This window comes from Paraburkholderia terrae, assembly GCF_002902925.1.
In the GTDB taxonomy this organism is placed as follows: Bacteria; Pseudomonadota; Gammaproteobacteria; order Burkholderiales; family Burkholderiaceae; genus Paraburkholderia; species Paraburkholderia terrae.
The window spans coordinates 1,132,053-1,157,862 of the sequence record NZ_CP026112.1 but is presented as its reverse complement, the minus strand read 5'-3'; the positions used below and the strand labels follow the sequence as shown (position 1 = coordinate 1,157,862).

21 protein-coding genes are annotated in these 25,810 nt (G+C 60.7%); 11 read left to right on the top strand and 10 right to left on the bottom strand.

Annotated elements, in window-relative coordinates; all coding sequences use genetic code 11:
• Window positions 1-5: 5 nt before the first annotated feature.
• From C2L65_RS21425 to C2L65_RS21415, 3 genes are read right to left on the bottom strand one after another with little or no spacing between them, the layout of a single operon-like run.
• Entirely contained in the window at window positions 6-551 is a 546-nt protein-coding gene (locus C2L65_RS21425) for a DUF5943 domain-containing protein (RefSeq protein WP_042314027.1), read from the bottom strand.
• A gap of 31 nt (window positions 552-582) precedes the next feature.
• The gene (locus C2L65_RS21420; RefSeq protein WP_042314023.1) at window positions 583-1,554 is read right to left on the bottom strand and encodes a dipeptidase; all 972 of its coding nucleotides are present in this window, start codon (window positions 1,552-1,554) and stop codon (window positions 583-585) included.
• Between the two features lie 43 nt (window positions 1,555-1,597).
• Window positions 1,598-2,872 carry a serine hydroxymethyltransferase gene (locus C2L65_RS21415; RefSeq protein ID WP_042314021.1) on the bottom strand — a complete coding sequence of 425 codons (1,275 nt, stop codon included), beginning with the start codon at window positions 2,870-2,872 and terminating at the stop codon, window positions 1,598-1,600.
• A 534-nt stretch (window positions 2,873-3,406) separates the two neighbouring features.
• Here C2L65_RS21415 and C2L65_RS21410 point away from each other — a divergent pair.
• From C2L65_RS21410 to C2L65_RS46650, 3 genes are all read left to right on the top strand, one after another.
• Entirely contained in the window at window positions 3,407-4,426 is a 1,020-nt protein-coding gene (locus C2L65_RS21410; RefSeq protein WP_042314018.1) for a GlxA family transcriptional regulator, read from the top strand.
• Between the two features lie 927 nt (window positions 4,427-5,353).
• On the top strand, window positions 5,354-7,930 hold the full coding sequence (locus tag C2L65_RS21405; RefSeq protein ID WP_233446588.1) for an adenosylcobalamin-dependent ribonucleoside-diphosphate reductase: 2,577 nt from the start codon (window positions 5,354-5,356) through the stop codon (window positions 7,928-7,930).
• A gap of 632 nt (window positions 7,931-8,562) precedes the next feature.
• A complete protein-coding gene (locus C2L65_RS46650; protein WP_042313987.1) occupies window positions 8,563-8,961 on the top strand; it encodes a hypothetical protein in 399 nt (132 codons plus the stop codon).
• 587 nt (window positions 8,962-9,548) lie between these two features.
• On the opposite strand, the gene C2L65_RS21390 is transcribed toward C2L65_RS46650, so the two are convergent.
• Window positions 9,549-9,917 carry a hypothetical protein gene (locus tag C2L65_RS21390; protein ID WP_042314009.1) on the bottom strand — a complete coding sequence of 123 codons (369 nt, stop codon included), beginning with the start codon at window positions 9,915-9,917 and terminating at the stop codon, window positions 9,549-9,551.
• Window positions 9,918-10,644: 727 nt separating this feature from the next.
• On the opposite strand from C2L65_RS21390, the gene C2L65_RS21385 reads away from it, so the two are divergent.
• From C2L65_RS21385 to C2L65_RS21375, 3 genes are all read left to right on the top strand, one after another.
• Window positions 10,645-11,010 (top strand): TadE/TadG family type IV pilus assembly protein, encoded by a 366-nt coding sequence (locus C2L65_RS21385; protein ID WP_229514539.1) that lies wholly within the window; start codon window positions 10,645-10,647, stop codon window positions 11,008-11,010.
• A gap of 10 nt (window positions 11,011-11,020) precedes the next feature.
• Window positions 11,021-12,136, top strand: coding sequence for a TadG family pilus assembly protein (locus C2L65_RS21380; protein ID WP_042313982.1), 1,116 nt, complete (start codon window positions 11,021-11,023; stop codon window positions 12,134-12,136).
• A gap of 329 nt (window positions 12,137-12,465) precedes the next feature.
• Complete coding sequence (locus C2L65_RS21375; RefSeq protein ID WP_233446587.1) at window positions 12,466-12,963, top strand: hypothetical protein; 498 nt, start codon at window positions 12,466-12,468, stop codon at window positions 12,961-12,963.
• Between the two features lie 133 nt (window positions 12,964-13,096).
• Here the strand turns inward: C2L65_RS21375 and fdhA are convergent, their stop codons facing one another.
• Window positions 13,097-14,296, bottom strand: a complete 1,200-nt coding sequence (fdhA, locus tag C2L65_RS21370) for a formaldehyde dehydrogenase, glutathione-independent (RefSeq protein WP_042313979.1) — start codon at window positions 14,294-14,296, stop codon at window positions 13,097-13,099.
• A gap of 197 nt (window positions 14,297-14,493) precedes the next feature.
• Between fdhA and betI the strand changes: the two genes are divergently transcribed.
• From betI to C2L65_RS21345, 5 genes are all read left to right on the top strand, one after another.
• Window positions 14,494-15,084, top strand: a complete 591-nt coding sequence (gene betI, locus C2L65_RS21365) for a transcriptional regulator BetI (protein ID WP_042313977.1) — start codon at window positions 14,494-14,496, stop codon at window positions 15,082-15,084.
• Between the two features lie 41 nt (window positions 15,085-15,125).
• Window positions 15,126-16,595 (top strand): betaine-aldehyde dehydrogenase, encoded by a 1,470-nt coding sequence (gene betB, locus C2L65_RS21360; RefSeq protein ID WP_042313974.1) that lies wholly within the window; start codon window positions 15,126-15,128, stop codon window positions 16,593-16,595.
• An 11-nt stretch (window positions 16,596-16,606) separates the two neighbouring features.
• Window positions 16,607-18,325, top strand: a complete 1,719-nt coding sequence (betA, locus tag C2L65_RS21355) for a choline dehydrogenase (protein ID WP_042313972.1) — start codon at window positions 16,607-16,609, stop codon at window positions 18,323-18,325.
• A gap of 162 nt (window positions 18,326-18,487) precedes the next feature.
• Window positions 18,488-19,903 carry an MFS transporter gene (locus tag C2L65_RS21350; RefSeq protein WP_042313968.1) on the top strand — a complete coding sequence of 472 codons (1,416 nt, stop codon included), beginning with the start codon at window positions 18,488-18,490 and terminating at the stop codon, window positions 19,901-19,903.
• Window positions 19,904-20,157: 254 nt separating this feature from the next.
• The gene (locus tag C2L65_RS21345) at window positions 20,158-20,376 is read left to right on the top strand and encodes a hypothetical protein (RefSeq protein WP_042313966.1); all 219 of its coding nucleotides are present in this window, start codon (window positions 20,158-20,160) and stop codon (window positions 20,374-20,376) included.
• Between the two features lie 6 nt (window positions 20,377-20,382).
• Here C2L65_RS21345 and C2L65_RS21340 read toward each other — a convergent pair whose 3' ends face one another.
• The 5 genes from C2L65_RS21340 to C2L65_RS21320 all read right to left on the bottom strand — a co-directional run bounded on the left by C2L65_RS21340 (window position 20,383) and on the right by C2L65_RS21320 (window position 25,771).
• Window positions 20,383-21,528 carry a metallophosphoesterase gene (locus tag C2L65_RS21340; RefSeq protein ID WP_042313963.1) on the bottom strand — a complete coding sequence of 382 codons (1,146 nt, stop codon included), beginning with the start codon at window positions 21,526-21,528 and terminating at the stop codon, window positions 20,383-20,385.
• 244 nt (window positions 21,529-21,772) lie between these two features.
• Window positions 21,773-23,116 carry a sigma-54-dependent transcriptional regulator gene (locus C2L65_RS21335; RefSeq protein WP_042313961.1) on the bottom strand — a complete coding sequence of 448 codons (1,344 nt, stop codon included), beginning with the start codon at window positions 23,114-23,116 and terminating at the stop codon, window positions 21,773-21,775.
• Between the two features lie 608 nt (window positions 23,117-23,724).
• Complete coding sequence (locus C2L65_RS21330; protein ID WP_042313958.1) at window positions 23,725-24,204, bottom strand: OsmC family protein; 480 nt, start codon at window positions 24,202-24,204, stop codon at window positions 23,725-23,727.
• A gap of 28 nt (window positions 24,205-24,232) precedes the next feature.
• The gene (locus tag C2L65_RS21325; RefSeq protein WP_042313956.1) at window positions 24,233-25,165 is read right to left on the bottom strand and encodes a 2-hydroxyacid dehydrogenase; all 933 of its coding nucleotides are present in this window, start codon (window positions 25,163-25,165) and stop codon (window positions 24,233-24,235) included.
• Window positions 25,166-25,258: 93 nt separating this feature from the next.
• The gene (locus C2L65_RS21320; RefSeq protein WP_042313953.1) at window positions 25,259-25,771 is read right to left on the bottom strand and encodes a DUF1697 domain-containing protein; all 513 of its coding nucleotides are present in this window, start codon (window positions 25,769-25,771) and stop codon (window positions 25,259-25,261) included.
• Window positions 25,772-25,810: the final 39 nt, after the last annotated feature.

The window sequence follows — 25,810 nt, the reverse complement described above, 5'->3', positions numbered from 1 at the left end:
TGTTGTCAAGCTGCAAGCGGGGATACTTCAAATACGCAGTGGTCGTGCTTGTGGTCGTGATGCTCGCCCGCGCACTGCGCTTCCTTCGACTGGCTACGCGGCGCCTTCTTGCCGCCTTCCGTCGTGTCGTTGACCCAGTCCATCGCACCTGCGAACCAGCCGGCGAACATGTAGCAGAGCTTGCCGCTCTTCTCCGGCTGCTGCAGCACGAACGACGAATAGCGCAGTTCGATCTTCGCGTGCGCCGTCGCCGGGTCGGCTTCGATGATCTTGAACAGACCCCAGCCGCGTTGCGACAGGCGGTTCAGGTAGTGCTCGAACACAGCCATGCCACTGATGCCGTGCTGCTTCGCTTCCTTGTCGCACCAGTAGTACGCGGACTTGTAGCCGGCCTTGTAGAGAATCTCGGCATACGCTTCGACGCCGAGCGCTTCTTCGACGGCAGCGTGATTGTTCGTGAAGAAGTGACGCGGCACGTAGAGCATCGGCAGCGCGTCGGTGGTCCAGACACCCGTGTTCGGATCGACGTCGATGGGCAGTTGCGGTTGCATTGCAGGTTTCCTTGTTCTCTCAGGTTTTCGCTTAGACGTTCCAGACTTCACCGAACACGCGCAGCCAGTTCTCGCCCATCACTTTCTTGATGCGCGATTCGCTCCAGCCTGCCTTTTCCATCGCAGCCGTCAGGTTCGGGAACTCGCCGATCGTGCGAATGCCTTCCGGGTTCACGACCTTGCCGAAGTTCGTCAGACGGCGATAGCGGCCCTTGTCGTGCGTAATCCAGTCGAAGAACTCGGTCGAGTAGCCTTGCGTGAAGTCCGTGCCGATGCCCACTTTGTCTTCGCCGATTACGTTGATTACGTAGTCGATCGCTTCGAGGTAGTCCTCGACGGTTGCATCCGGGCCACGCTTGAGGAACGGTGCGAACATCGTCACGCCGACGAAGCCGTTCGCGTCGGCGATCTCTTTCAGTTGCTCGTCGCTCTTGTTGCGCGGATGCTCCTTGAGACCCGATGGGCAGCAGTGCGAATACGTGACGGGTTTCTTCGAGCAGGCGATTGCATCGGAAGAAGTCTTGCCGCCCACATGCGACAGATCGACCATGATGCCGACGCGGTTCATTTCCTGAATCACTTCGCGGCCATAGCCCGAGAGACCGCCGTCCGGCTCATAGCAGCCGGTGCCGACCAGGTTCTGCGTGTTGTAGCAAAGTTGCACCACGTTCACGCCGAGTTCCTTGAACACCTCGATATAGCCGAGGTTGTCCTCGAACGCATACGAGTTCTGGAAGCCGAAGATGATGCCCGTCTTGTTCTCTTTCTTCGCGCGCAGAATGTCGTCCGTCGTGCGCACCAGCGTGAGAATCTCGCTGTACTCGCGGATCTGCTGCTTCATTTCCGCGATGTTGTCGATGGTCTTCTGGAAGTCTTCCCACACGGAGACCGTACAGTTGACCGCGGTGACGCCGCCCTTTCTCATGTCTTCGAACACCGAGCGGTCGAACTTCGATATGTTCAGACCGTCGATAATGATGCTGCTGTCGTGCAGGTTGCTCATGTTTGACTCCGTAGCTGTGGGGCTTTCGTGTAGATCGAGCGGCTCAGTAGATCGGGAAGCGTTCGCACAGCGCGAAGATCTCGCGGCGCACGCGCTGTTCCGTTGCCGCGTCGCCATCGGGATGCGTGCGCAGCGCGTCGAACACTTCGAGAATCAGGCGGCCGATATCGCGGAACTCGGCAACACCGAAGCCGCGCGTCGTGCCCGCCGGCGTGCCGAGACGAATGCCCGACGTGACCGTCGGCTTTTCCGTATCGAACGGAATGCCGTTCTTGTTGCACGTGATACCCGCACGCTCGAGCGCCTGTTCGACCTGCGTGCCCTTCAAGCCCTTCGGGCGCAGATCGACCAGCAGCAGATGGTTGTCTGTGCCGCCCGTCACGAGATCGACGCCGCCTTCCTTCAACACTTCGCCGAGCGCTTGCGCGTTCGCCAGCACGTTGTCGATATAGGTCTTGAAGTTGTCTTCGAGTGCTTCGCCGAATGCGACGGCCTTGCCCGCGATCACATGCATCAGCGGACCGCCTTGCAGACCGGGGAACACGGCCGAGTTGATCTTCTTCGCGGTGTCTTCGTCATTGGTCAGCACGAAGCCGCCGCGCGGACCGCGCAGCGTCTTGTGCGTGGTCGACGTCACGACATGCGCGTGTTCGATCGGATTCGGATGACGGCCTGCCGCGATCACGCCTGCGATGTGCGCCATGTCGACCATCAGTTTCGCGCCGACGCTATCGGCGATCGCACGGAAGCGCGCAAAATCCAGCACGCGCGGATAAGCGGAGAAGCCCGCGATGATCATCGACGGCTTGTGCTCGTGCGCAAGCTTTTCGACCTGGTCGTAATCGATGCGCAAGGTTTCGCGATCCACGCCGTACTGAACCGCGTTGAACCACTTACCGGACAGCGCGGGCTTCGCGCCGTGCGTCAGGTGGCCGCCTGCGTCGAGCGACATGCCGAGGATCGTGTCGCCCGGCTTTGCGAGCGCGAGCATCACGGCACCATTGGCTTGCGCACCCGAGTGCGGCTGCACGTTGGCAAAACCTGCGTTGAAGATCTTCTTGATCCGTTCGATGGCGAGCGCTTCCACTTCATCGACGAACTCACAGCCGCCGTAGTAGCGCTTGCCGGGATAGCCTTCCGCGTACTTGTTCGTCAGCACCGAGCCTTGTGCTTCGAGCACAGCGCGCGACACGATGTTTTCCGACGCAATCAGTTCGACCTGCGACTGCTGGCGTTCGAGTTCCTTGAGCACCGACTTGCGTACGGCTGCGTCGCGCTCGGCGAGGGTCTGCGAGAAGAATGGGTTGGCGTTCGACATGGCTTCCGTTCAGTTGACCTGGTTGACCTTCAGTGGACATTTAATGACTGAAAAGCGAAAAGCGAGTGCGAGGCCGACTGTCCGATTCCGCGCTATCCCTTGACTGGACTGGCTTTGCACCACCTCCACCGACGACTCTATTCTTGTCTTTCGCCTGACCCGTCAATTTATGATTTCAGACGCGTTCTTTGCCTTTTCCGCCATGCAAGTCCGTTTTGGACAAGTGACGGAAAGCGACCGGTCGTGCTTATCAGCAGTGTCAATGGAGTAAATTGATGTGTTTACGCCATGGTGCATCGCAGCGCCCGGCTACTATTTGTTCGCGCAAACGGCACCGCTTGAGAGCGCGACAGGCTCGCAGACAGTGCGGGCATTGCACAGCGCCGGTGCGATCCCGCGAATGCACTGCCGCATCGAGGTTATCCAGCCAGGGTTTAGCCGTATGGCATGCTTGTTGCGCTCACTCGCAGAATAAGAAAGGCCGTCTCCCCACTCGGCCGTAACAGAACATCGAGCAGAAGGAACGCCCGAACCATGTCCCCCGATCGAACCGCGTCGTTGTCGCACTTCGCGTTCATGCCGCTGCCCAACTTCACGATGATCGCGTTCACGAATGCGATCGAGGTGCTGCGCATGGCCAACTATCTGAGCGGGCAAACGCTCTACCGCTGGTCGGTCATCAGCCCGGACGGGGGCCCTGTCAGCGCAAGCAACGGTCTGTCTGTGGATACTGGCCCGGCCGATTGCGTGGGTACGCCCGATATCGTGTTCGTATGCGGCGGCATCGACGTGCAACGCGTGACCACGCCCGAGCATCTGTCGGCGCTGCGCCGCTTCGCACGGGCGGGCGTCGCGCTGGGTAGCCTGTGTACGGGCACGTATGCGCTCGCCAAGTCGGGATTACTCGCGGGCTATGCTTGCGCGATTCACTGGGAGAACATGTCGGCGCTCAAGGAAGAGTTTCCCGACATTCGGTTTCTGAAAGAGCTTTTCGTAATCGATCGCGATCGGGTGACTTGCACGGGCGGGGTCGCGCCGCTCGACATGATGCTGAACCTGATTGCCGCGCGCGTCGGCACGCCGCGTGTGACGCAGATTGCCGAGCAGTTCATCGTCGAGCATGTGCGCGACAACAACGCGCAGCAACGGATGCCATTGGTGGCGCGGCTTGGGTCGGCGAACAAGTCGTTGTTCGAAGTCATTGCCTTGATGGAGAACAATATCGAAGAGCCGCTTTCGCGGGAGGAACTCGCGAGGCTTGCGAATATGTCGCAACGGCAGTTGCAGCGGCTGTTCCGTGAGCATCTTGGGATGACGCCGACTCATTACTATCTGACTTTGCGGTTAAGGCGCGCGCGGGAGCTTTTGTTGCAGACTGATATGTCGATCATGCATATCACTATGGCTTGTGGGTTTCAGTCGGCATGTCATTTTAGTAAGAGCTATCGGGATGCGTTTGGTACGGCTCCTACCAGGGAGCGGAGGAAGCAAGTCGCGCCTCTCGCGCATGCGGTGATTAGTAATTCGATTGGTGGGGTTGTTGTGCATGCGTGATGGCTTTTTTGTTGTCTGCGACGCTGGGTGGTTTTTGTAGCGGTTTTTGCTGTGCAAGCGCTTTGATGGTCTTGTGTTTGCGATGGCATCCGCGATTCGTTAGCTCGCTTCACGCGTCGCCCCTGTGCGGGGCGGCACCTACTTTTCTTTGCCGCCGCAAAGAAAAGTAGGCAAAAGAAAGCGGCTCACACCGCCAACTCTTCTTCCTGCCTGAGGGCCCCCAACGGGTCTTACGCTTCACACGGCAACCACATGACTCATGCTCGTTGCCAGCGCTCTTAATTGGCGCCTCACCCGCTTCAAGCTCCCGCAGTACCGTATGCCACGCCAGTTATTCCACCGCCGCCCAGGTGGCAAACTGTGTGTCGGCCCCTTGTGCTCCACGCGCCTCACTTCGGACTGATAGCGCACGCGTTCCACCCTGTTAGAGCGCTACCCTGTACGACGCGACAACCTACACACAGTTTGCCACCTGGGCGGCACATACCATTCGCTGCCGCTTGCCCGAGTACGGGTATTTGAAGCGGGTGAGGCGTTCATTCGAAGCGTTGGCAACGAACGCGAACAGAGATGCTGCCGTGTGAAGCATAAGACCCTGTGGGGGCCCTCAGGCAAACACAAGAACTGGCGGTGTTAGCCGCTTTCTTTTGCCTACTTTTCTTTGCGGCGGCAAAGAAAAGTAGGTGCCGCCCCGCACAGGGGCGACGCGTGAAGCACGCTAACAAATCGCGGATGCCAGCGCAAAGGCAAATAAACCAAACAGCGTGCGCAGCAAACACCGCCATCGGCGGATCCAAGCGAAAAACCCAAAATCATTCACCCCACATCAAAAACCGTCCGTGTGCGGTTTGCACACCCCTGCGTAGTGAGATAAGGTGAACCCTCACAGCGACCGGGCGTCGCGCACCACTGCCTCTGAGGCTTCTCATGGCTGACACCGACAACGAACCGACGCAACTGCAGCAACCGCAGCCCCTACAACAACAAGACAAACGCAAAACCCCCATCGCGCCGCAGCAATTCTCCCTCGACGTCCTGCAAGAAAAATACGCCAAGGGCGACGAACAAACCGCCGACGACGTCTACCACCGCGTCGCGCGCGGAGTCGCGATGGCCGAGCCCGAAGCCCTGCGCCCCTCAATAGAAGCGCGCTTCGTCGAGAACCTCCAGAACGGCGCACTCGGCGCCGGCCGCATCATGAGCGCCGCAGGCTCAGGCATCGCCGCGACGCTGATCAACTGCTTCGTGCAACCGGTCGGCGACAGCATTCAAGGCGTCGACGAACAGGGCTTGCCCGGCATCTACGTCGCGCTACTGCAAGCCGCCGAAACCATGCGCCGCGGTGGCGGCGTCGGCTACAACTTCTCGGCGATCCGTCCGCACGGCGCACGCGTAAAAACGACCAGTTCGTCAGCGTCAGGACCCTGCAGCTATATCGACGTATTCGACGCGTCCTGCCGCACCGTTGAAAGCGCCGGCTCACGGCGCGGCGCGCAAATGGCCGTGCTCGACTGCACGCACCCCGACCTGCTCGAATTCATCGAGGCCAAACATTCGAAAGGCCGCTGGAACAACTTCAATGTGTCCGTCGCCGTCAGCGACGAATTCATGCGAGCCGTCGAGAACGACGAGATGTGGCAACTCGTGCATCGCGCGGAACCGACTCCGGCCATGCGTGCAGCCAACGACATGCATAAGCGCGAAGACGGCATGTGGGTCTACAGCGAACGGCGCGCGAAAGAGATCTTCGATCGCATCATGCGCTCGACCTACGATATCGCAGAGCCGGGTATCGTATTCATCTCGCGCATGAACGACGACAACAACCTGCGCGCCGTCGAAACGATCCGTGCGACAAACCCATGCGGCGAGCAACCACTGCCGCCCTACGGCTGTTGCAACCTCGGCCCGCTGAACCTGACGCGTTTCGTAAGCGATCCGTTCGCGCAGCGGCATGGCGGCACGCCGTCGTTCGACTGGGACGCGCTCGCGCAACGGACGCGCACCCACGTACGCTTTCTCGACGACGTGCTCGACGTGACGCTCTGGCCGCTGCCGCAGCAATACGACGAGTCGCGCGCAAAGCGCCGCATCGGCGTCGGCTTCACAGGACTCGGCGACACGCTCGTGATGATGGGACTGCGCTACAACTCGCAAGAAGGCCGCGATTTCGCGGTGCGCATCGCGCGCCTGATGCGCGACGAAGCGTATCGCGCATCCGTCGAACTCGCGCGCGAGCGCGGCGCGTTTACGCTCTTCAACGCGAAGCAATATCTGGAAGAAGGCACGTTCGCGTCGCGCCTGCCCGATGACATCAAGGACGCCATCCGCACGCACGGCATTCGCAACAGCCATCTGCTCTCCATTGCGCCGACGGGCACGGTCAGCCTGGCGTTCGCGGACAACGCGTCGAACGGTATCGAGCCAGCGTTCTCGTGGACGTACACGCGCATGAAGGTGATGGCGAATGGTAGCCGCGAGCAGTTCGCAGTCGAAGATCATGCGTACCGTCTTTATCGTGAGCTTGGCGGCGATGTCGCCCATCTGCCGGACTATTTCGTCAGCGCGCTCGAAATGTCCGCGCGCGATCATCTGGACATGATGGCGGCCGTGCAACCGTATATCGACACGTCCATTTCGAAAACCGTCAACGTACCCGCCGACTATCCGTTCGACGCTTTCGAAAGCCTCTATTTCGATGCATGGAAAAGCGGCCTGAAAGGTCTTGCAACGTATCGGCCAAACGAAACGCTCGGCGCCGTGCTCAGCGTGACGCAGGAACCCGCCGCCACGCCCGATGATGCCCTCGCGGAAATCGATCTCGACCCGCTGCGCGTTGCAATCGATCATCGACCGAGAGGGGAATTGCCCGCGATCATCGAGAAAGTGGAGTACCTGACGGCTGCCGGCAAGAAGTCGTTGTATCTGGCCGTGTCGTTCATCGAAGTGACGGGACGCGTCGGCGGCGAGGAAGTGACGATCGAACGGCCCATCGAGTTCTTCATTCCCGCCGGTCAGCGCGACGAGTCGCAGCAATGGATCACCGCGACGATGCGCTCGCTGTCGCTCGCCGCGCGCGGCGGTTTTGTCGCGCGCAATTTGCAGGATCTGCGCAAGGTGTCATGGGACCGAGGCCAGGTCAGGCTCGGCGAGGTGCAGCGGATCGACGGACACCATTCGCCGCGCTGGCACGATTCGGAAGTCGCCGCGCTCGCTTACGCGCTTCAGCAGATACTGCATCGGCGCGGCTTTCTCGATGCGGAAGGCAACCAGGTGCCCTCGCGTATGCTCGCACGGCTGCCGCTCGGGCATACGAATCCCAATGCGTCGACGGCAGATCACGCACTCTCGGCAATCGAAGACGCCGCGGAGGAACAGCGCGGCGCTCAGGAACTGCGCACGATGCACGGCCGTAAATGCGGTAATTGCGGCGCAAATGCGGTGATACGCAAGGACGGTTGCGATTTTTGCACGGCGTGTGGGGAAATTGGCGCGTGTGGATAGTCGGCCGAATTCTGGTCTTCGATCAACCCGACGGCGTACCATTTTGGTGGCCGCTGGTGGCGCGAGCGGTATGTCGAGTACCTTGCTTCAACTGAAGATACGCTTCGCAATGCGAATGGCCTGTGCCTTTCCACCCCGCCGCCCACCAAGGTAGTTTTGCTCTGCGGTGATGCGAGGGCTAACAACCTTTTGGTGAAGACTCTCTGGAATTAGTACAGCCGGGGCATTTGCCTCGGTATAACCTGTACTTACTATTTCCAGGTGCTCAATCGCGACGATGTGGTGTGCCTGGATTCCCTTCCGCCCCCTCATGAAACGACGCAGGTCGGTATACGGACCGACCTCGGCCGTACACGCCAGATTCCCTTCACTCTTATTCTTGTAGTTAGCGCCCTTATGCACATGACTGCGGGTGTGCTACGGCGCGTGCGGGCAGGCGTCGAATATGACTTAACGATGGCAGCTATCGGTTCGGAGTCTATCCAATCGAACCATCGCAATCGGCCTTGGGATCAATGCCTGATCCGTGGCTACGCGACCAGGCCATTTACAGTTGATTACAACTGCCCGGAGTCACCCGTGCGCGCCGTTCGTACAATCGAACCATTCGGGCAGACCTCGGAAAAGCAACGATGAAAACAGTGCAATGGATTGCCGCGGGCCTCGTGGTACTTGCGTCCATGTCGGCCTTTGCGGGAGCGGGCGGCAATGGCGGTGGAGGCGGCAATGGAGGAGGAAGCAGCGGCGGCGCCGGACATGGTGGGCTGGGCGGCAACGCGGGTGGCATGTCCGCTGGCCACATGAGCAGCAAGGGGCAAAGTAATACCAACGGTTTTAATTCCGCCGACCGCGATGCCGGCCTTGCCCGCGCGGCGGATCGATCGGACACGCAGGCCGATCGCGCCGACGCGCAAACGAGCCGGACGGGTGTTCGCGCGGGTCATGCAGAGCACTCACATTCGCACTCGCATGCACGGGTCAGCGCGAATCTTCACCACAGCCAGCGCGTTGCCATCAGCCATTCGAGCTGATAAAGCGAAGAAGGCGCCGCAGGCGCCCTTGTTCGTCCGAGTTGGCATCGATGAACGCCAATCTCGAAGCGGGCGCGTATGCGCTCGCAATGCCTGCGGCCGCAACGACGACAGAGACATTCCATGAATTCCTTCGATCACGCTGTCGCAGGCAGTCGGTGCTACTGGAAGCTATACGGTCGAAGCCGACCGTGCGAGTGGAGCGACTCAATCGCGGGGTTCTAATGTGTCGGCGGGCGGCCAGTCAGGCATCAATTTCAACTTCCGAACTGGGAGGACCGGGGGGACTTAAAACATCTTCCCCGACGCGCGAAATGAAAATAATCATGATTCTGTTGACGGCATCAGTGGCTGGACTGTCTGGCTGTGCAGTGTATGTGCCAGATGAGCCTCATGCAGTCGTCGTACCGCAAGGTAAGCCCCAGGGAGGGCCGGGCAATGGCTATTGCCCTCCCGGTCAGGCTAAGAAGGGAAATTGCTAACGAGCGGTGGTTTGGATGAACCGTGCCTTGCGAGTTAAAGTATTTCGAGCACACTCGTAAACGCGCGTTCGCTTAACGCGCGTTTGTTGCGAGCAGCGCGTTAAGCTATTTCGACGGCGCCTGACCATTCTGCTCTGCGGTTTCTTCGGGCGACGCCGTCGATGTGCAAGCCTGAAGCGCGGCCATGGCCTTTCTTGCAACGGTCAGCGTTTCCTGACATGCATTCGGCTCTTCAGCTTTGGGACATCCGCCCGCTGCTGTCACTTGCGCGAGCGCAGCCCGAATTTTCCTGAGTGCAAGTTCGGGGGAGCCTGCGTCTGCAATCAGGCGCGCCAGATTGAAAATGCTGCCAGTCGGAAGCGATACATAGGCAGGACAAACCGATTCAGCACAAGCGTCGACCGACGACAATAGCAGCACGAAAAATACGCTGATCGGCTTTTGATGACCGAAACCGTTGTGAATGACTTGCATTCTCGGCTCCTTGTGCCGCGCGGAGAACGTGGCCATGCATCGCGTCTGTCATCTGCAGCGACACTTCCGTCGTCCCTGCCGCGCCAAATCAACTAAACAGTCTTTCGCCCGAAGCCACTTTTCTGAAGAATGGATGTGCATGATGTGCCCATCTGAGAGTGGTTATAGCCGTGGCTCCTTAAGGGTTGCTTAAGCCATCAGGATGCTGTTGCCCCCGGCGATTCCCCACGCTGTTTCAAGCCCGATACGGTTTGGGCGTCTATCGTCATCTCTGCGTATCAAGCCCTTAACAACCGAAACGCCGCCTGCATGCGTCTTTCTCGCCGTTCAGGCGTGTCGGGCGTGAAACATCCTCGGTACTTCTGCGTGCTGGATCCGGAACGACAGTCGATCATCGTCAAGATGTACAAGGCCCAATCGACGATGGCATATCAATTGCCAATTCACGGGTACTCCGCGCCGGCGAGCTTTGAACAGTACCGGGCGCACGTGACGAAAGCCCAGCCTTGCCGGGCAACAAAATGAAGCGACTACGGGGGAATTCATGAAGCGAGATCGTGTGCTTGATCACGGGCCGTTTATCGCCATGTGGCGTTCGTGCCTGCGGGGAAACGTCGTCGAAGGGATTCGGGACAGTGGCGTTTGTGAAGATGTGCCTGCAGCGAGCAGACGGCGCCGGACGAATCCCAAGGCGCAGCGCGGCGCAGCGGCGGTGGAATTTGCGATCGTGCTACCGCTACTGCTGCTGGTCATCTTCAGCATCGTCGAGTTCGGCGTAGCGCTGTACGACAAGGCAATGATCACGAATGCAAGTCGCGAAGGCGCGCGCGCGGGTGTCGTGCTGCGCAATCCGAAGCCGAGCAAACAGGACGTCACCAACGTGGTCCTCGCCTATTGCCAGAACTATCTGATTACGTTCGGCGCGAGCAATACGCCAACGGTCAGTGTTCCCTCCGGCGTGGGCGGTACGTTCGGCACTCCGCTCACGGTTACCGTCTCGTACCAGTACGCAGGGTTGGGCCTGGGCGCAATGCTGTCGGCGTTTACGGGGCCGATCGTCATGACGGCCACCACGATCATGAACAACGAGTGAGACGGCTATCATGTACGTGATGAGCAGAGCGAAGCAGCGAGGCTCCGTTGCCGTGATCACGGCAGTGAGTCTGGTGTCGCTGCTGGGGTTCGCGGCACTGGCGATCGATATTGGCAATCTGCTGGTGGCGCGGAACGAATTGCAGAATGCAGCGGACGCTGCAGCCCTTGCGGGCGCACCGTGTCTGTATCAGCGTTCGCAGTGCAGTAACACTACGGCAGTCGAACCTGACTGGAACACTGCGACACAAAAGGCATCCGGCTTTGCCACGGCTTCAACGTCGAACAAGGTTCAGGGGACAGCGATCAAGGTCACGCAGGTCGGCTCAGGCTACTGGAACGTGACGGGTCAGCCGGGCACGCTGCAGGGAGTGCCCTTTACGCCTGGCGTGAATGACTTGCCTGCCATTCGGGTGACGATGACGAAGAGCACTGCTAATGCGAACGGCAGCATACCCGTCTATCTGGCGGAGGTCGTGGGGGTGTCGTCGCTGTCGGCCACTGCGACGGCAACAGCTGCCGTGTCGAGGCCGGGTTACGTCGGTCCCGGTGGTCTCTTTCCCGTCGCGATCTCCAAATGCCTCTACGACAACTACTGGAATTCGTCGACCAACTCGCCGAAGCTGGCCACGAGCACCGCACCTATCAGCGGACAGACAGTGAATCAGACGCCCAGCACGCCGTACGTCTTCCAGATTTCGTCAACGTATCAGGCGAACGGCTGCGAAGCGGGGCAGTGGACGACGCTGACCACTCAGCAAAACGATGTCCCGTTCGTGAGAGGACTGATCGCGGGCCAGAATACGGATTCGCTTGGCATCGGATCACAGCCTGGAACCTACATCCAGCCTGGTGAAAAGAACACGCTCTACACGTCCGTCGACAATTGTAGTGCTAACGGGGACCACTCCTGCGAATACGAAACGGTGCCAGTCGTCAATAACGTCGCGACGGGCTATCAGCCAGTCGTGGCATTCGCATGTGTGCGTATTCTCAAGGCGAATAACGGATCGAAGCCTTACATACTCGTACAGATGAGCAATCAGCCGGATAAATGTCAGGCGGTTAATTCTGGCGGCGTGGGGCCGAACTATGGAGCCATCACACCGCCGCGTCTAGTTCAGTGACTCGTCGACGTCTGCGCTGCGACGGAGAATTTTTGCGCGTGCCGGGACGCGCAGGTTGGTTTTACCGAATGGAGCTCCTAGGTATTGAATCTGGATGACCAGACCACTTCCTTTCGCTACAACGTAGAACGGGTGCGATTGCCCTCGCAGACCGACAGCGAACCCCTCGACTACATCGGACAACGCCGGCCCGCGCGGCGCCTGCTTCAACTCTTGATTAAACGCACTTATAAAACGAACTAAAATGGATTATGAATGCCTTAACCGGTAAGGGTTCTAATGAACCAAGGGTGGCCGGTAGTGTGATTAGTTCCGTCTTCGGTTGGATCATGTTCGTGACGCACCGCAATCCAGCTCGCTGGATTGCCGGTGCCTTATTGCTTCTGATTAGCGGCACTTCATTCGCGAACGACCACGTCCACGTAACGTCCGAAAGGCATTCCCCATTTATCCTGTTTTACTCATATCCCGTCATTGCGTCATCGCCGTATGCGCCACAGCGTCACGTGCATCGCTACGTCATGAAGAGCTCGATGCAATCGGCTAGCCTAGCTTATGGCCTGCCTGACAACAGTGGCATCACACCGGGCAAGCAGCGGTACCGCGTTGGGCATGCACCGGGCAACCCCTATCTCGCCCCGCTCGACAGCGTTCAGGCCGGCCAGCCGCCGGGCCTGCCCTATGGCTTCGGGCTTCCGTCAGACTCGCAGAACCTGCCGCCCGCAGCCGCCAGTGACGACGAATGGAGGTTCAGGGCCGATCCACTTTTGAACCTCAATCACGCGCACGAAAGAGGCGCGACTTTCTCGATTCGGCACGACTTTTAACTGTCGGCATTTCATTTGCGTCGAAGGACAAAAAAATGCTGCGCTCCTCGCGAAAGGAAACGCAGCATCGTCCAGCGGGACAGAGGAGACTTCGACCAGCTCTACCTGCGAAATGCGAACCCTCCAGTTCGCATCATGCAGCCTTCAGCAATCCATGCGGATCGAGCACGAACTTGCGCGGTGCGCCGCCATCGAACTGACGATAGCCATCGGGCGCGTTGTCGAGCGAAATAACCGACACATTGACGATATCCGCGATGGGCAAACGGTCCCACAGAATCGCCTGCATCAGATTGCGGTTGTACTTCATCACGGGCGTTTGTCCCGTGTGGAACGAATGCGACTTCGCCCAGCCGAGGCCAAAGCGAATCGACAGACTGCCCTTCCTCGCTGCTGCATCGGTAGCACCCGGATCGTCGGTCACGTAAAGACCGGGAATGCCGATTGCGCCGGCCACCTTCGTGATGTCCATCAGCGAATTGAGCACCGTGGCAGGCGCTTCCTCGCGCGAGCCATGGCTGCCGTGGCCGTGCGCCTCGAAGCCCACGCAGTCCACCGCGCAATCCACTTCCGGCTTGCCGAGAATCTGCGCGATCTGTTCGCCAAGCGTCGCGTCCTTCGACAGATTGACCGTTTCAAAGCCAACGGCACGCGCATGCGCGAGCCGCTCTTCGTTCATGTCGCCGACAATCGTGCAGGCCGCGCCCAGCAAACGCGCCGACGCAGCAGCCGCCATGCCGACGGGGCCCGCGCCCGCGATATACACCGTCGATCCCGGCTTCACGCCCGCCATCACGGCGCCGTGATAGCCCGTCGGCAGAATGTCGGACAGACAGGTGAGGTCGCGAATCTTTTCCATCGCGCGGTCGCGGTCAGGAAACTTCAGCAGATTGAAGTCCGCATACGGAACCAGCACGTATTCTGCCTGGCCGCCGATCCAGCCGCCCATGTCGACGTAGCCGTAAGCGCCGCCGGCTCGCGACGGGTTCACGTTCAGGCACACGCCCGTATGCTGCTCCTTGCAGGTCTGGCAGCGCCCGCATGCCACGTTGAACGGCACGGAGACCAGATCGCCGATTTTCAGCGTCTCGACGTCGCGGCCCACTTCGATCACTTCGCCCGTGATTTCGTGCCCTAGAACAAGGCCGACTTCAGCCGTCGTGCGGCCGCGCACCATATGCTGGTCGGAGCCGCAGATATTGGTCGACACCACTTTCAGGATCACGCCATGACCGATCGCGCGACCGCGCGGATCGACCATCTTCGGGTAATCGATCGACTGCACTTCGACCTTGCCCTGGCCCAGATACACGACACCGCGATTGCTGCTCATCGTCTCGTCTCCATGTTCGTCTGAATGCGCAAATAGGCGCTGAGTCGAGGTTAGTCCCTTTGCCCCCTCGGCCAGTGTTCAAAACCCGACACGCGCTTTCCTCAAACCGACAAAGCGGGTTTGCACGGTTTTTGTTGATTGAACGTTCAATAAAAAACGACTAGAGTGACGGCTTTCGGGAGCATTGCGAGTCACCTATGCCCAAAGTCGGAATGCGCGAAGTGCGTCGCGCGCAACTGATCGACGCCACGCTGCTCACGATCGACCAGTCCGGTCTGTCGGGCACGACGCTCGCTTCCGTCGCGCAGCGCGCGAACATTTCCACGGGCATCGTCAGCCACTATTTCGGCGACAAGGATGGCCTGCTCGAAGCAACCATGCGCCATATCCTGCGCGACCTTTGGGCCGCCACCACGCGCCGCCGCCTCGCCGCGAAGCCGCAGCCGCGCGCGCGTTTGCGCGCCGTCGTCGCAGCGAATTTCGACGTCTCGCAGGTCAGCGGCCCGGTAATGAAGACGTGGCTCGCGTTCTGGTCCGAAAGCATGCACGAGCCGTCCCTGCGCCGTCTGCAACGCGTGAACACGCGGCGTCTCTATTCGAACCTGTGCGCGGAGTTCGCCAAGGAGCTGCCGCGCGCGTCAGCACGGCGGGCCGCCAGTGGTCTTGCCGCGATGATCGACGGCTTGTGGCTGCGCGGCGCGCTCTCCGGCGATCCATTCGATACCAAAGCGGCGCTGCGCCTCGCGAACGACTACATCGACCTGCTGCTCGCGCAAAACGGTTCATAACGCAGCGCACCAGGAACACCCGCATTTCAAGGAGAAAACAGATGCCCGGATACGGCCTGCAACGTCTCTACATCGGCGGCGAATATGTCGACGCCACGAGCGGCGTCACTTTCGACAGCTTCGATCCCGCCACGGGCGAACTGCTCGCGCATGTCCAGCAAGCCAGCGAAGCCGATATCGACCGCGCCGTGCAATCGGCGCGCGAAGGCCAGCGCGCGTGGGCCGCGATGACGGCCATGCAGCGTTCGCGCATCCTGCGCCGCGCCGTCGAGTTGCTACGCGAGCGCAACGACACGCTCGCCGAACTCGAAATGCGCGACACGGGCAAGCCGATTGCCGAAACCCGCGCCGTCGATATCGTCACGGGCGCCGACGTGCTCGAGTACTACGCTGGCCTTGCGACAGCCATCGAAGGCCAGCAGATTCCGCTGCGCACGGAGTCGTTCGTCTATACGCGGCGCGAGCCGTTGGGCGTGACGGCGGGCATCGGCGCATGGAACTATCCGATCCAGATCGCGTGCTGGAAATCCGCGCCTGCGCTCGCTGCTGGCAACGCGATGATCTTCAAGCCGAGCGAAGTGACGCCGCTGTCCGCGCCGAAGCTCGCGGAAATCTACCTCGAAGCAGGCGTACCGCCCGGCGTGTTCAACGTCGTTCAGGGCGACGGCCGCGTCGGCGCGATGCTGAGCGCCCATCCCGGCATCGCGAAGATTTCGTTCACGGGCGGCGTCGAAACGGGCAAGAAGGTGATGTCGATGGCGGGCGGTACGTCGCTGAAGGAAGTGACGATGGAACTCGGCGGCAAGTCGCCGCTGATCGTGTTCGACGACGCGGACCTCGACCGCGCCGCCGACATCGCCGTCACCGCGAACTTCTTCAGCGCGGGCCAGGTATGCACGAACGGCACGCGCGTGTTCGTGCATCAATCGGTGCAACAGGCCTTTGAAGCACGCGTGATCGAGCGCGTAAAGCGCATTCGGATCGGCAAGCCGTCGGACCCGTCGACCAATTTCGGACCGCTTGCAAGCGCGGCGCAACTGGACAAGGTGCTTGGCTACATCGAAAGCGGAAAGAAAGAAGGCGCGCGGCTCGTGTCGGGCGGCGCACGCCTCACCGACGGCGATTACGCGCGTGGCCAGTATGTGCAGCCGACCGTATTCGCCGATTGCCGCGACGACATGAAGATCGTGCGCGAAGAAATCTTCGGTCCTGTGATGAGCATCCTGACCTTCGCCGACGAAGACGAGGTGATCGCGCGCGCGAACGACACGATCTACGGCCTCGCTGCAGGCGTCGTGACAGAGAACCTGTCGCGCGCGCATCGCGTGATTCACCAGCTCGAAGCGGGCATCTGCTGGATCAACACGTGGGGCGAGTCGCCCGCCGAAATGCCCGTGGGCGGCTACAAGCAATCGGGCGTGGGCCGCGAGAACGGCATCACGACACTCGAGCACTACACGCGCATCAAGTCCATCCAGGTCGAACTGGGCAAATATCAGCCCGTGTTTTGAGGGAGCGCAGCATGGCAGCGAAAGAGTACGACTACATCATCATCGGCGCGGGTTCGGCGGGCAACGTGCTCGCGACGCGTCTGACGGAAGACCGCGACGTGACCGTGCTGCTGCTCGAAGCGGGCGGCCCCGACTACCGCTTCGACTTTCGCACGCAAATGCCCGCCGCGCTCGCGTATCCGCTGCAGGGACGCCGCTATAACTGGGCTTATGAAACGGACCCCGAGCCGTTCATGAACAATCGGCGCATGGAATGCGGGCGCGGCAAGGGACTCGGCGGGTCGTCGCTGATCAACGGCATGTGCTATATCCGCGGCAACGCACTCGACTATGACGGCTGGGCCGAACGAAAAGGCCTTGAAAACTGGGCCTATCTGGATTGCCTGCCGTACTTCCGCAAGGCCGAGACGCGCGATATCGGCGCGAACGACTATCACGGCGGCGGTGGCCCCGTGCATGTGACGACCAGCAAGCCCGGCGTGAATCCCCTCTTCCAAGCGATGGTCGAAGCGGGCGTGCAGGCGGGCTATCCGCGCACCGACGACCTCAACGGCTATCAGCAGGAAGGCTTCGGTCCGATGGACCGCACGGTGACGGCGAACGGCCGCCGCGCGAGCACCGCGCGCGGCTATCTGGACCAGGCGAAGCAGCGGCCCAACCTCACGATCGTCACGCACGCGACCACCGACTGCATTCTCTTCAGCGGCAAGCGCGCGCAAGGCGTCGTGTATCTGGACGGCGACGTGCGCATCACCGTGCATGCGCGCCGTGAAGTGTTGCTGTGCGGCGGCGCGATTGCTTCGCCGCAAATCCTGCAACGCTCAGGCGTCGGGCCCGGCGCATGGCTGCGTGAGTTCGACATTCCCGTCGTACACGATCTGCCGGGTGTGGGCCAGAACCTGCAGGATCATCTCGAGATGTACATGCAGTACGAGTGCAAGGAACCCGTGTCGCTCTACCCTGCACTGCTGCTGCGCAATCAGCCCGCCATCGGTATCGAATGGATGCTGAAAGGCACGGGTATCGGCGCGAGCAATCATTTCGAAGCAGGCGGCTTCATCCGCACGCGCGACGACGACCCGTGGCCGAACATCCAGTATCACTTCCTGCCCGTGGCGATCAACTATAACGGCACCAATGCGATCAAGATGCACGGCTTCCAGGCGCACGTCGGCTCGATGCGCTCGCCGAGCCGCGGGCGCGTGAAGCTGCGTTCACGCGATCCGCACGCGCATCCGTCGATTCTCTTCAACTACATGTCCGAAGCGCTCGACTGGCGCGAATTCCGCGACGCGATCCGCGTGACACGCGAGATCATTGCGCAGCCGGCGCTCGACCGCTTCCGTGGACGCGAACTGAGTCCCGGCGCTGAATTGCAGACGGATGCGCAGATCGATGCGTTCGTGCGCGCGCGTGCCGAGACGGCCTTTCATCCGTCGTGCTCGTGCGCGATGGGTTACGACGACATGGCCGTCGTCGATGGCGAAGGACGCGTGCATGGTCTCGAAGGGCTTCGCGTGGTCGACGCGTCGATCATGCCGCGCATCACGACGGGCAACCTGAACGCGCCGACCATCATGCTCGCGGAGAAAATCGCGGACCGCATTCGCGGGCGCGATTCGCTCGCGCGCTCCAACGCGCCCTACTATGTGGCGAACGGCGCACCGGCACGCGGCGCAAAGCATGTTGCACGCGCACCGGCACGGAGCGTGGCTGCACATACGCAATGAGCGCACGTGTGCGTCATTACAAATGGCGCACACATTCCATCCCAATGCCGAATCTGTTCTATATGACGGATTAATGGCGGCATCTACTGGAACGAGCCGGCCCTCGAAGCAAGCGTGCTTCGCTGGACCACCGGCCTCTTCCAACCTCCACCCGAGGATGACATGCCGACCACCGCACGACCCAGCGCCGCCGCGCGTCTCGAACGCCTGCCGTTTTCCGGCTATCACCGCACCATCTTCATCATCATCGCGATTGCGTTCTTCTTCGATTCCGTCGATCTCGGCACGATGACCTTCGTGCTCGGCTCGATCAAGACCGAGTTCGGTTTGTCGAGCGCAATGGCGGGACTCGTCGCGAGCGCGAGCTTCTTCGGCATGGTGCTCGGCGCGGCCGTCGCGGGACTGTTCGCGGATCGCTTCGGCCGACGTCCGGTGTTTCAGTGGAGTATGGTGCTGTGGGGCGTCGCGTCGTATCTGTGCTCGACGGCGCAAAGCGTCGATGCGCTGATCGTCTATCGCGTGCTGCTCGGTATCGGTATGGGCATGGAGTTTCCGATCGCGCAAACGCTGCTGTCCGAATTCGTGCCGACGGCTTCGCGCGGACGGCTTGTCGCGCTGATGGACGGCTTCTGGCCGCTCGGATTCATCACGGCGGGCTGCGTGTCGTTCTTCGTGCTGCCGCATTTCGGATGGCGCACCGTGTTCGCGTTGCTCGCGATTCCCGCCGTGTTCGTGCTGATCGTGCGGCGCATCGTGCCCGAATCGCCGCGCTGGCTCGAACATCGCGGACGTCTTGCCCAGGCCGATGCCGTGCTCGGCCAGATCGAAGCAAAGGTGATGAAGTCCAAAGGACTACGCTCGCTGCCCGCGCCGTCGGTGCTCGCCGACCAGGCCGCGCCTTCGAAACACGGCGCGTTCCGTGAGATCTGGAGCGCCGCCTACCGCCAGCGCACGATCATGGTATGGGCGCTGTGGTTTTTCGCGCTGCTCGGCTTCTATGGTTTGACGTCGTGGCTCGGCGCATTGATGCAGCAGGCGGGCTTCGCGGTTACGAAGTCGGTGCTCTACACCGTGCTCATCTCGCTTGGCGGCATACCGGGCTTTCTTTGTGCGGCGTGGCTCGTCGAACGCTGGGGGCGTAAGCCGACGTGTATTGCGTCGCTGGTCGGCGGCGGCGTGATGGCCTATGCGTACGGCCAGACGGCATTGCACGCGGACAGCGTGACGCTGCTGATCTGCACCGGCCTCGCGATGCAGTTCTTCCTGTTCGGTATGTGGGCCGTGCTCTACACGTACACGCCCGAACTCTACGGCACGGGTGCGCGAGCGACGGGCTCCGGCTTTGCATCGGCGATAGGCCGTGTCGGCTCGCTGATCGGCCCCTATGCGGTCGGCGTGGTGCTGCCCATTTTCGGACAAGGCGGTGTGTTCACGCTCGGCGCGCTGTCGTTCGGCGTCGCAGCGTTGGCCGTATGGGTGATGGGTATCGAAACGAAAGGTCTGTCGCTCGAAACGCTGGTGTCACATGTCGATGACGAAGCGCCTGCCTGGCGCGTCGCAGCCGACGACGCACGCTAGTGCCGCGCAACCAGGCGCGCGTGCTTTCCAGATGCTGTAGCGGGCTTACCCGCGCGTAAGCCTGTTACACGCTCATCGTCGATTTATCGCCGCGCCATGCGCGCATGCGTTGCATGCGCGGGACTAGCCGCCGCCTTTCGCCACCGTCAAAGACGTAACCGCGTAACGTGATGAAACACACCCGTAGTCAAACTGTCGTGTCATCCGACTAGCATGTCCGGACTGCTCGCTCACTTGTCCACGGAGGTGTCCTGATGTTGAGCCCTCACGAACTGGCGACGCTCATGCTGTTGAATGGCAATGAACGCCGTATCGAATCGCTCGACCCAGATGTGCTCGCATTACGCCATTACGAACTCGTCGAAGTACACGAGGTTCGCGGTGGCATTGCCGCACTGCAGATCAGCGCGCGTGGACGCGATCTGCTCAGACGGCTTGGAATGGATACGGCGCGCCACGCGCCGCCGAATTGAATGCGGTTATCGCCGACGCGTGGCGACGGTATTCGCGCCCTGCTTCAGTTCGCTCACCATGCTGTGCATGCTCATGCGCACCGTGATGTGCATGCCGTTCGACACGAACGACGTCAACGGTTCAGGCGCGGGTCTGGATTCGGGCGCGAGACGCGGAGTTTCGTTTTGCAGGTCGTCACGACGCTCTGCCGTTACAGAGGGAATGTCCGACGGTGCAGGATGTTCTACTAGTGCGACGTCGGCCTCGCTTGCAGCCACGTCAGCGCTTGCCGTATCGACATTCACCACAGGCGCTTGTTCGATCGTGGCACTGCGAGCCATAACCGGCTCGCGCCAACCTGGCTCGTCCGCGACAGAGGAACGCGGCGACACGTCGACCCACTGCGGCAGATCGGCAAGATCCATGATCGTGAGCTTGCCGCCATAGACGGCGCCCGTATCGATGTTGATCACGTTGTCCTTCACGGTGACGCCGGTTACGGGCGTATGGCCGACAAACACGGCCGTCACGTTCTCGATCCGCCCTACCACATGCGCCTCTCCGCGAACACTGTGCCTCGCCTTGTCCAGCAGGCTGCGCAACGTGTTGCGCGACGGCGAAGGATGCGGCTGATGCGCCTTCCAGCGCGTGCGCGACCAGATTGCCTTGCGGCGCGTCTTGCCGTCCGACCGTTCTCTTTCGATATCGGCAACCAGCCGGTTCCAGTCCGAAACGGGGGAATCCGCATGCACGATGCCGACCAGCCCGTGCTCGGTTTCGATCTCGATCAGATACGGCAGCGACGCCATGTAAGCGGCGATCGCCTTGACCCAGTCCCGGTCATCGGCTCTGTCGAGCAGCCAGTCGGCGCCGTTGCCCAGCAGCGACAGCGACTGCTCCTCGCCGGCATGCCAGCGCACGATCACGTCCTCGTGATTGCCCTTCACCGACTTGATCCCGAGCTGCTCGACGGTCTCCAGCACGCTATCCGATTGCGGCCCGCGATCGACGAGATCGCCGACGGCGAACAGCCGGTCGCGCTGCGGGTCGAAATGGCGCGCCTCCAGCTCCGCGCGCAATTGTGCGAAGCAGCCGTGCAGATCGCCCACGACGAAGTCACGTCCCGAGTCGTTACGCGGATAGCGGTGAACGGCGCGATAGGGCTCTTTCATGGGTCAGGGAAGGTTCCGGTAATTCGAAATACCACATAGGACGGAATAAAAAAATCCGCAAAAAATAGCCAATAACGAAGCGAAAGTAATCAGGGTAGGTACGCTTGAAAACTGCGCCGCGACGTTGACGGCAAGCATAGCGCGCAGATAGGTGACAAGGTGCTACACAAAAAAGGTTTGTGTAACTGTTCGTGAAGCGCATTGCGGTTATCGCCAGCTCGCAGGCGAGCGCCCTTTCCGGCGGCTAGGCGGAATCCATCCGCAACTCACCCGGCGTCGCCACCGACCGACGGGAATCCGAGGCCAGCATGCGCGCGAGCAACACCCTGGAAATGTGCAACTCCGTCGCGGCCTCATCGAGCCGGCCCTGATTTCGCGCGATGGCCAGTTCGACGGCGTCCCACTCGGGAATGTCGTCGCTATCGTCGGATGCGCTGATCATCGGTACGCTCGCGGTCTGATCGAAACCCAGATCCGCGGCTGTGATCAGCGGGCCATTGCTGGCAACGATTGCATGACGGATGCGATTGATCATTTCCTGCAGATTGCCGGGCCAGGTGTGCGCGTCGAACGCTTCCCACGCGCACACGGAAAAACCTTGCATCCCATGACGGGAATCAGAGCGAAAGCTCTTCAGCAGATGCGTGGCGAGCAAGCGGATATCGGGGCCGCGTTCGCGCAGCGGCGGAATCGTGATCGTGTCGGGCGAAAGCCGCGAGAAAAGACGCGCGTGCAGACGACGTTCGTCTGCAGCGCGCTGCAAGTCGATATGTGTCGAGCAGATGATGCGCACGTTGCGCGCCCCCGTATCGAGCACGTCCGCGAGACGCCGCTGTGCCGACAGCGGCAGTTCGCAGATACCATCGATATACAGTGAGCCACCCTCCGCCATGCTGAGGCGGCCACGCTGATTGCCCTCGTCGACCTTGGTCTCCTCGCCAGCCAATTCCCCGAACAATTCCGTTTCCACGCGTTCCGGTGAGAAGGCCGCGCAATCGATCGAAACGAACGGCCCTTCGCGGCGCGACGAACCCCGATGGATCGACGACGCCGCCAGCGTCTTGCCACTCCCCGATTCGCCGATAAACGTCACAGGCCGTTCATGTTCCGACGCTTTGCGTATTGCCGCACGCACGTCGCTCATCGCCGCGCATGCGCCGATCAGTGCGACCGATCCCGCGTTCGCGCTCGTATGTTCGCCCCCGTCGCCCGCTGACATCTCGTACGCACGATCGAGTTCCTGAGCGACCATCTCTGCCGCCGCGGGCAAGCGGATATAACTCACGCAGCGCGTGCGCACGATCCGTCCGATTTCCGGATCATTGAGATGCGCATTGGTGACGACAGCCACCCAGTTGATCGCCGCGCTGGTTCGCGTGAGTTCGTCGACTTCGTTCAGATCGGCGGGAATGCTCAACGACGGAAATTCGATCAGACCCGCGGCGCGATCATTGGCAAGCAATGCGGCGCCCTGGCGTTCGCGGATATCGATGCAACGAATGCGCCATTGCAGCGACGGAAGATTGCCGTCGAGACATGCGCGCTCGGGATTGCATACGTGATAGAGCCTTTTCAGATTCAGGTTCATGATGTGATCGGTTGCCCGCCTCGAATTGATCGAACAAGTACCGACTGCTTCACGCCCCCCGTACAACGGCCGCGATCGGTTACTCAAAAAGTTAATGGAATCATGGTCTCGCCGATATCGCGGGTTGTTACTGTTTGAAAACGTCTACGTGCAACGGCAGGTTGGCGATTGCGTGTGCGTGATGACGGGAGGCATTGCGCGAGCCGCGCTGTAGAGGACGTGAGAAGAAGGAAGGCGCGGTACTCGTCCGCCATTTCGCCCGTTACGTGAGTAACGATCCTTTACATTCAGCGGGAGTGACTGTGGCGATCTGAACACACCGGTAATTCGTGGTGATTTGAATGCTGAACTTGTTCCTTATTAGCATTCTGAATAACGACAAAAATACCGTGCCGCGTTGGAATGCAAGTCGAAAAAACCGGTAATGGTGGATTAAACCTGGCGAAAAGCGACATGCTTACCGGCGCTGTCGCCAAACAAGGGACTGCATCATAAAGCGCCATGCTTAAGGCACGCTGATGCGAATCGTTTGGCCGCGCCTATATGAAAGAAACAGGTCAAGCTTGCTACACAGACATATGTGTCTGGCGATTGCACCTGAACGCAAATCAAACCTGTTCGAAACTCCAACTCCCTTCGACATCGATCACGGTCTTCACCGAATTGGCAAGAAAACACGCGTCGTGCGCGAGATGATGCAGATGCGCGAGCGCTTCATCGCTCGGTGCTTTTGCGCCCGCAAATGCAACGGCCGGTTTCAGCACGACACGCGTGACCACTTCCTTGCCCGCATCGTTCTTCGCCATCGTACCCTCGGCTTCGTCGCGATACGACGTGACGACATAACCTTGCTCTGCGGCAATCGACAGAAACCACAGCATATGGCAACTCGATAGCGCGGCCACATACGCCTCTTCAGGATCGACGCCCGCCGGATCGGAGAACGGCACGCGCACGACATGCGGCGAACTCGATGCGGGTACCACTGCGCCACCGTCGAACGTCCATTGATGCGCGCGGCTATAGCGGTTGTCGGTGAACTTGCTGCCTTTGCTGCTCCATTCGATGAGTGCCGTATGCTTTGCCATGCGCGAAAGGTCCTCGTGATGTGAACAATCAGATGGGTGTCAACACGTCTTCGCCCGCGAAGTGGCGCGTCGCATTCGTGATGAAGTTATCGACGGAAGCCGTGATCGCTTCCGGTGACGTGCCCGCCACATGCGGCGTAAGCACGACGTTCGTCAGATGCACCAGCGCCTGCGGCGGCTGCGGCTCGCTTTCGTACACATCGAGGCCCGCGCCCGCTATCACGCCGTTCGCGAGCGCATGGGCAAGCGCGGCCGTATCGACGACGCTGCCGCGCGACACGTTCACCAGAAAGCCCTTCGGCCCGAGTGCCTCGAGTACGGTGCGATCGATCAGATGTTGGGTAGCCGAACCGCCCGGCGTTGCAACGACGAGATAGTCGCTCCAGCGCGCGAGTTCGTGCAGGTTGTCGATATAGCGCAACGTCGCGCCTTCGCGCGGTTTGCGGTTGTGATACGCGACGTCGACATCGAAGCCGGCCGCGCGCCGCGCAACCTTCAGCCCGATATTGCCAAGGCCCACGATGCCAAGCCGCTTGCCCGACACGGAAGGCCGCATCGGCAACGTGTCGCGCCAGATGCCTTCGCGGGTCGCGCGGTCGCGTTGCGGCACGTCGCGCACGACGGCCAGCAACAAGGCCAATGCGTGGTCGGCGACGCAATCGTCGTTCGTGCCTGCGCCGTTCGCGAGAACGATGCCGCGTGCTTTTGCATGCGTGTTCGCGATGTTCTCATAGCCCGCGCCGAGCGCGCTGACGAATTCGAGCGCAGGCATCCGGTCCATTTCATCGGCCGTGAGACCTGTCGTGCCGTTAGTCAGCACGGCGCGAATCGCCGCGCCTTTTTTCGCAATGGATTGAACGCGTGCTTCGTGCGTGGGGGCGTAATGAATATCGAAGGATGCTGAAATGCGCGCGCGACTGTCGTCGCCAAGTGGAATCAGGATGAGCAGGGAAGGTTTCATGACTCGACGCAAGCGAAGGATGAGAAGTGCTGCTACGAAGTACTGGGCAACGCGCAGTGTAGCAACAAGCCCCGTTCTACGCAGCGCCCTTCGTCATGATTGCGTGGCCCACTCCGCGAGTTTGGCGATCGTGTTGATGTTGCGCGCGGTGCCTGTTTTCGCGGCGGGAATTTTCAGCTTCGTCTTTGCCATTCCGTCACCGTAATACACGTAAATCTCGTGCTTGCCGAGCGCGACCTGTTCGTTCTGCTGTCCGGCAATGTGTTCGAGCGTGTCGGCGCGTGGCGCTGCGTCGAGGAAAATCGCTACTGTGCGATTCGGTGCTTCGTCGCGAAACGGATTCGCCGCCAGCACGGCAGCCATCTCCTTGCCGGTGCGAATCAGCACGCCGACGGGCTTGCCAGCATACGCCTCGAGGCTGCGTTCGAGCGCCTGCTGCGCCGCGCGTTTCGCCAGCGTGCTGTCGAACACGACGTTGCCGCTCGCGATGTACGTGCGCACGTTGGTGAAGCCCGCTGCCTCGCACATCTTGCGAAGCTCGGTCATCGGAAGCTTGCCGGTGCCGCCGACATTGACGGCACGCAGCAACGCAACATAAGTGGTCATGGGCGGAATATAGAGTCGCGATTGCGTTCGATGCTACCG

Bases quoted from the DNA above. Each gene is read 5' to 3' on its own strand.
- betB (WP_042313974.1), top strand. From the start codon at position 15,126: ATGCCCGGATACGGCCTGCAACGTCTCTACATCGGCGGCGAATATGTC.
- C2L65_RS21335 (WP_042313961.1), bottom strand. From the start codon at position 23,116: ATGAACCTGAATCTGAAAAGGCTCTATCACGTATGCAATCCCGAGCGC.
- C2L65_RS21340 (WP_042313963.1), bottom strand. From the start codon at position 21,528: ATGAAAGAGCCCTATCGCGCCGTTCACCGCTATCCGCGTAACGACTCG.
- C2L65_RS21375 (WP_233446587.1), top strand. From the start codon at position 12,466: ATGTTCGTGACGCACCGCAATCCAGCTCGCTGGATTGCCGGTGCCTTA.
- betA (WP_042313972.1), top strand. From the start codon at position 16,607: ATGGCAGCGAAAGAGTACGACTACATCATCATCGGCGCGGGTTCGGCG.
- betI (WP_042313977.1), top strand. From the start codon at position 14,494: ATGCCCAAAGTCGGAATGCGCGAAGTGCGTCGCGCGCAACTGATCGAC.
- C2L65_RS21405 (WP_233446588.1), top strand. From the start codon at position 5,354: ATGGCTGACACCGACAACGAACCGACGCAACTGCAGCAACCGCAGCCC.
- C2L65_RS21380 (WP_042313982.1), top strand. From the start codon at position 11,021: ATGTACGTGATGAGCAGAGCGAAGCAGCGAGGCTCCGTTGCCGTGATC.
- C2L65_RS46650 (WP_042313987.1), top strand. From the start codon at position 8,563: ATGAAAACAGTGCAATGGATTGCCGCGGGCCTCGTGGTACTTGCGTCC.
- C2L65_RS21350 (WP_042313968.1), top strand. From the start codon at position 18,488: ATGCCGACCACCGCACGACCCAGCGCCGCCGCGCGTCTCGAACGCCTG.
- C2L65_RS21320 (WP_042313953.1), bottom strand. From the start codon at position 25,771: ATGACCACTTATGTTGCGTTGCTGCGTGCCGTCAATGTCGGCGGCACC.
- C2L65_RS21420 (WP_042314023.1), bottom strand. From the start codon at position 1,554: ATGAGCAACCTGCACGACAGCAGCATCATTATCGACGGTCTGAACATA.
- C2L65_RS21415 (WP_042314021.1), bottom strand. From the start codon at position 2,872: ATGTCGAACGCCAACCCATTCTTCTCGCAGACCCTCGCCGAGCGCGAC.
- C2L65_RS21325 (WP_042313956.1), bottom strand. From the start codon at position 25,165: ATGAAACCTTCCCTGCTCATCCTGATTCCACTTGGCGACGACAGTCGC.
- C2L65_RS21410 (WP_042314018.1), top strand. From the start codon at position 3,407: ATGTCCCCCGATCGAACCGCGTCGTTGTCGCACTTCGCGTTCATGCCG.
- C2L65_RS21330 (WP_042313958.1), bottom strand. From the start codon at position 24,204: ATGGCAAAGCATACGGCACTCATCGAATGGAGCAGCAAAGGCAGCAAG.
- C2L65_RS21425 (WP_042314027.1), bottom strand. From the start codon at position 551: ATGCAACCGCAACTGCCCATCGACGTCGATCCGAACACGGGTGTCTGG.
- C2L65_RS21390 (WP_042314009.1), bottom strand. From the start codon at position 9,917: ATGCAAGTCATTCACAACGGTTTCGGTCATCAAAAGCCGATCAGCGTA.
- fdhA (WP_042313979.1), bottom strand. From the start codon at position 14,296: ATGAGCAGCAATCGCGGTGTCGTGTATCTGGGCCAGGGCAAGGTCGAA.
- C2L65_RS21345 (WP_042313966.1), top strand. From the start codon at position 20,158: ATGTTGAGCCCTCACGAACTGGCGACGCTCATGCTGTTGAATGGCAAT.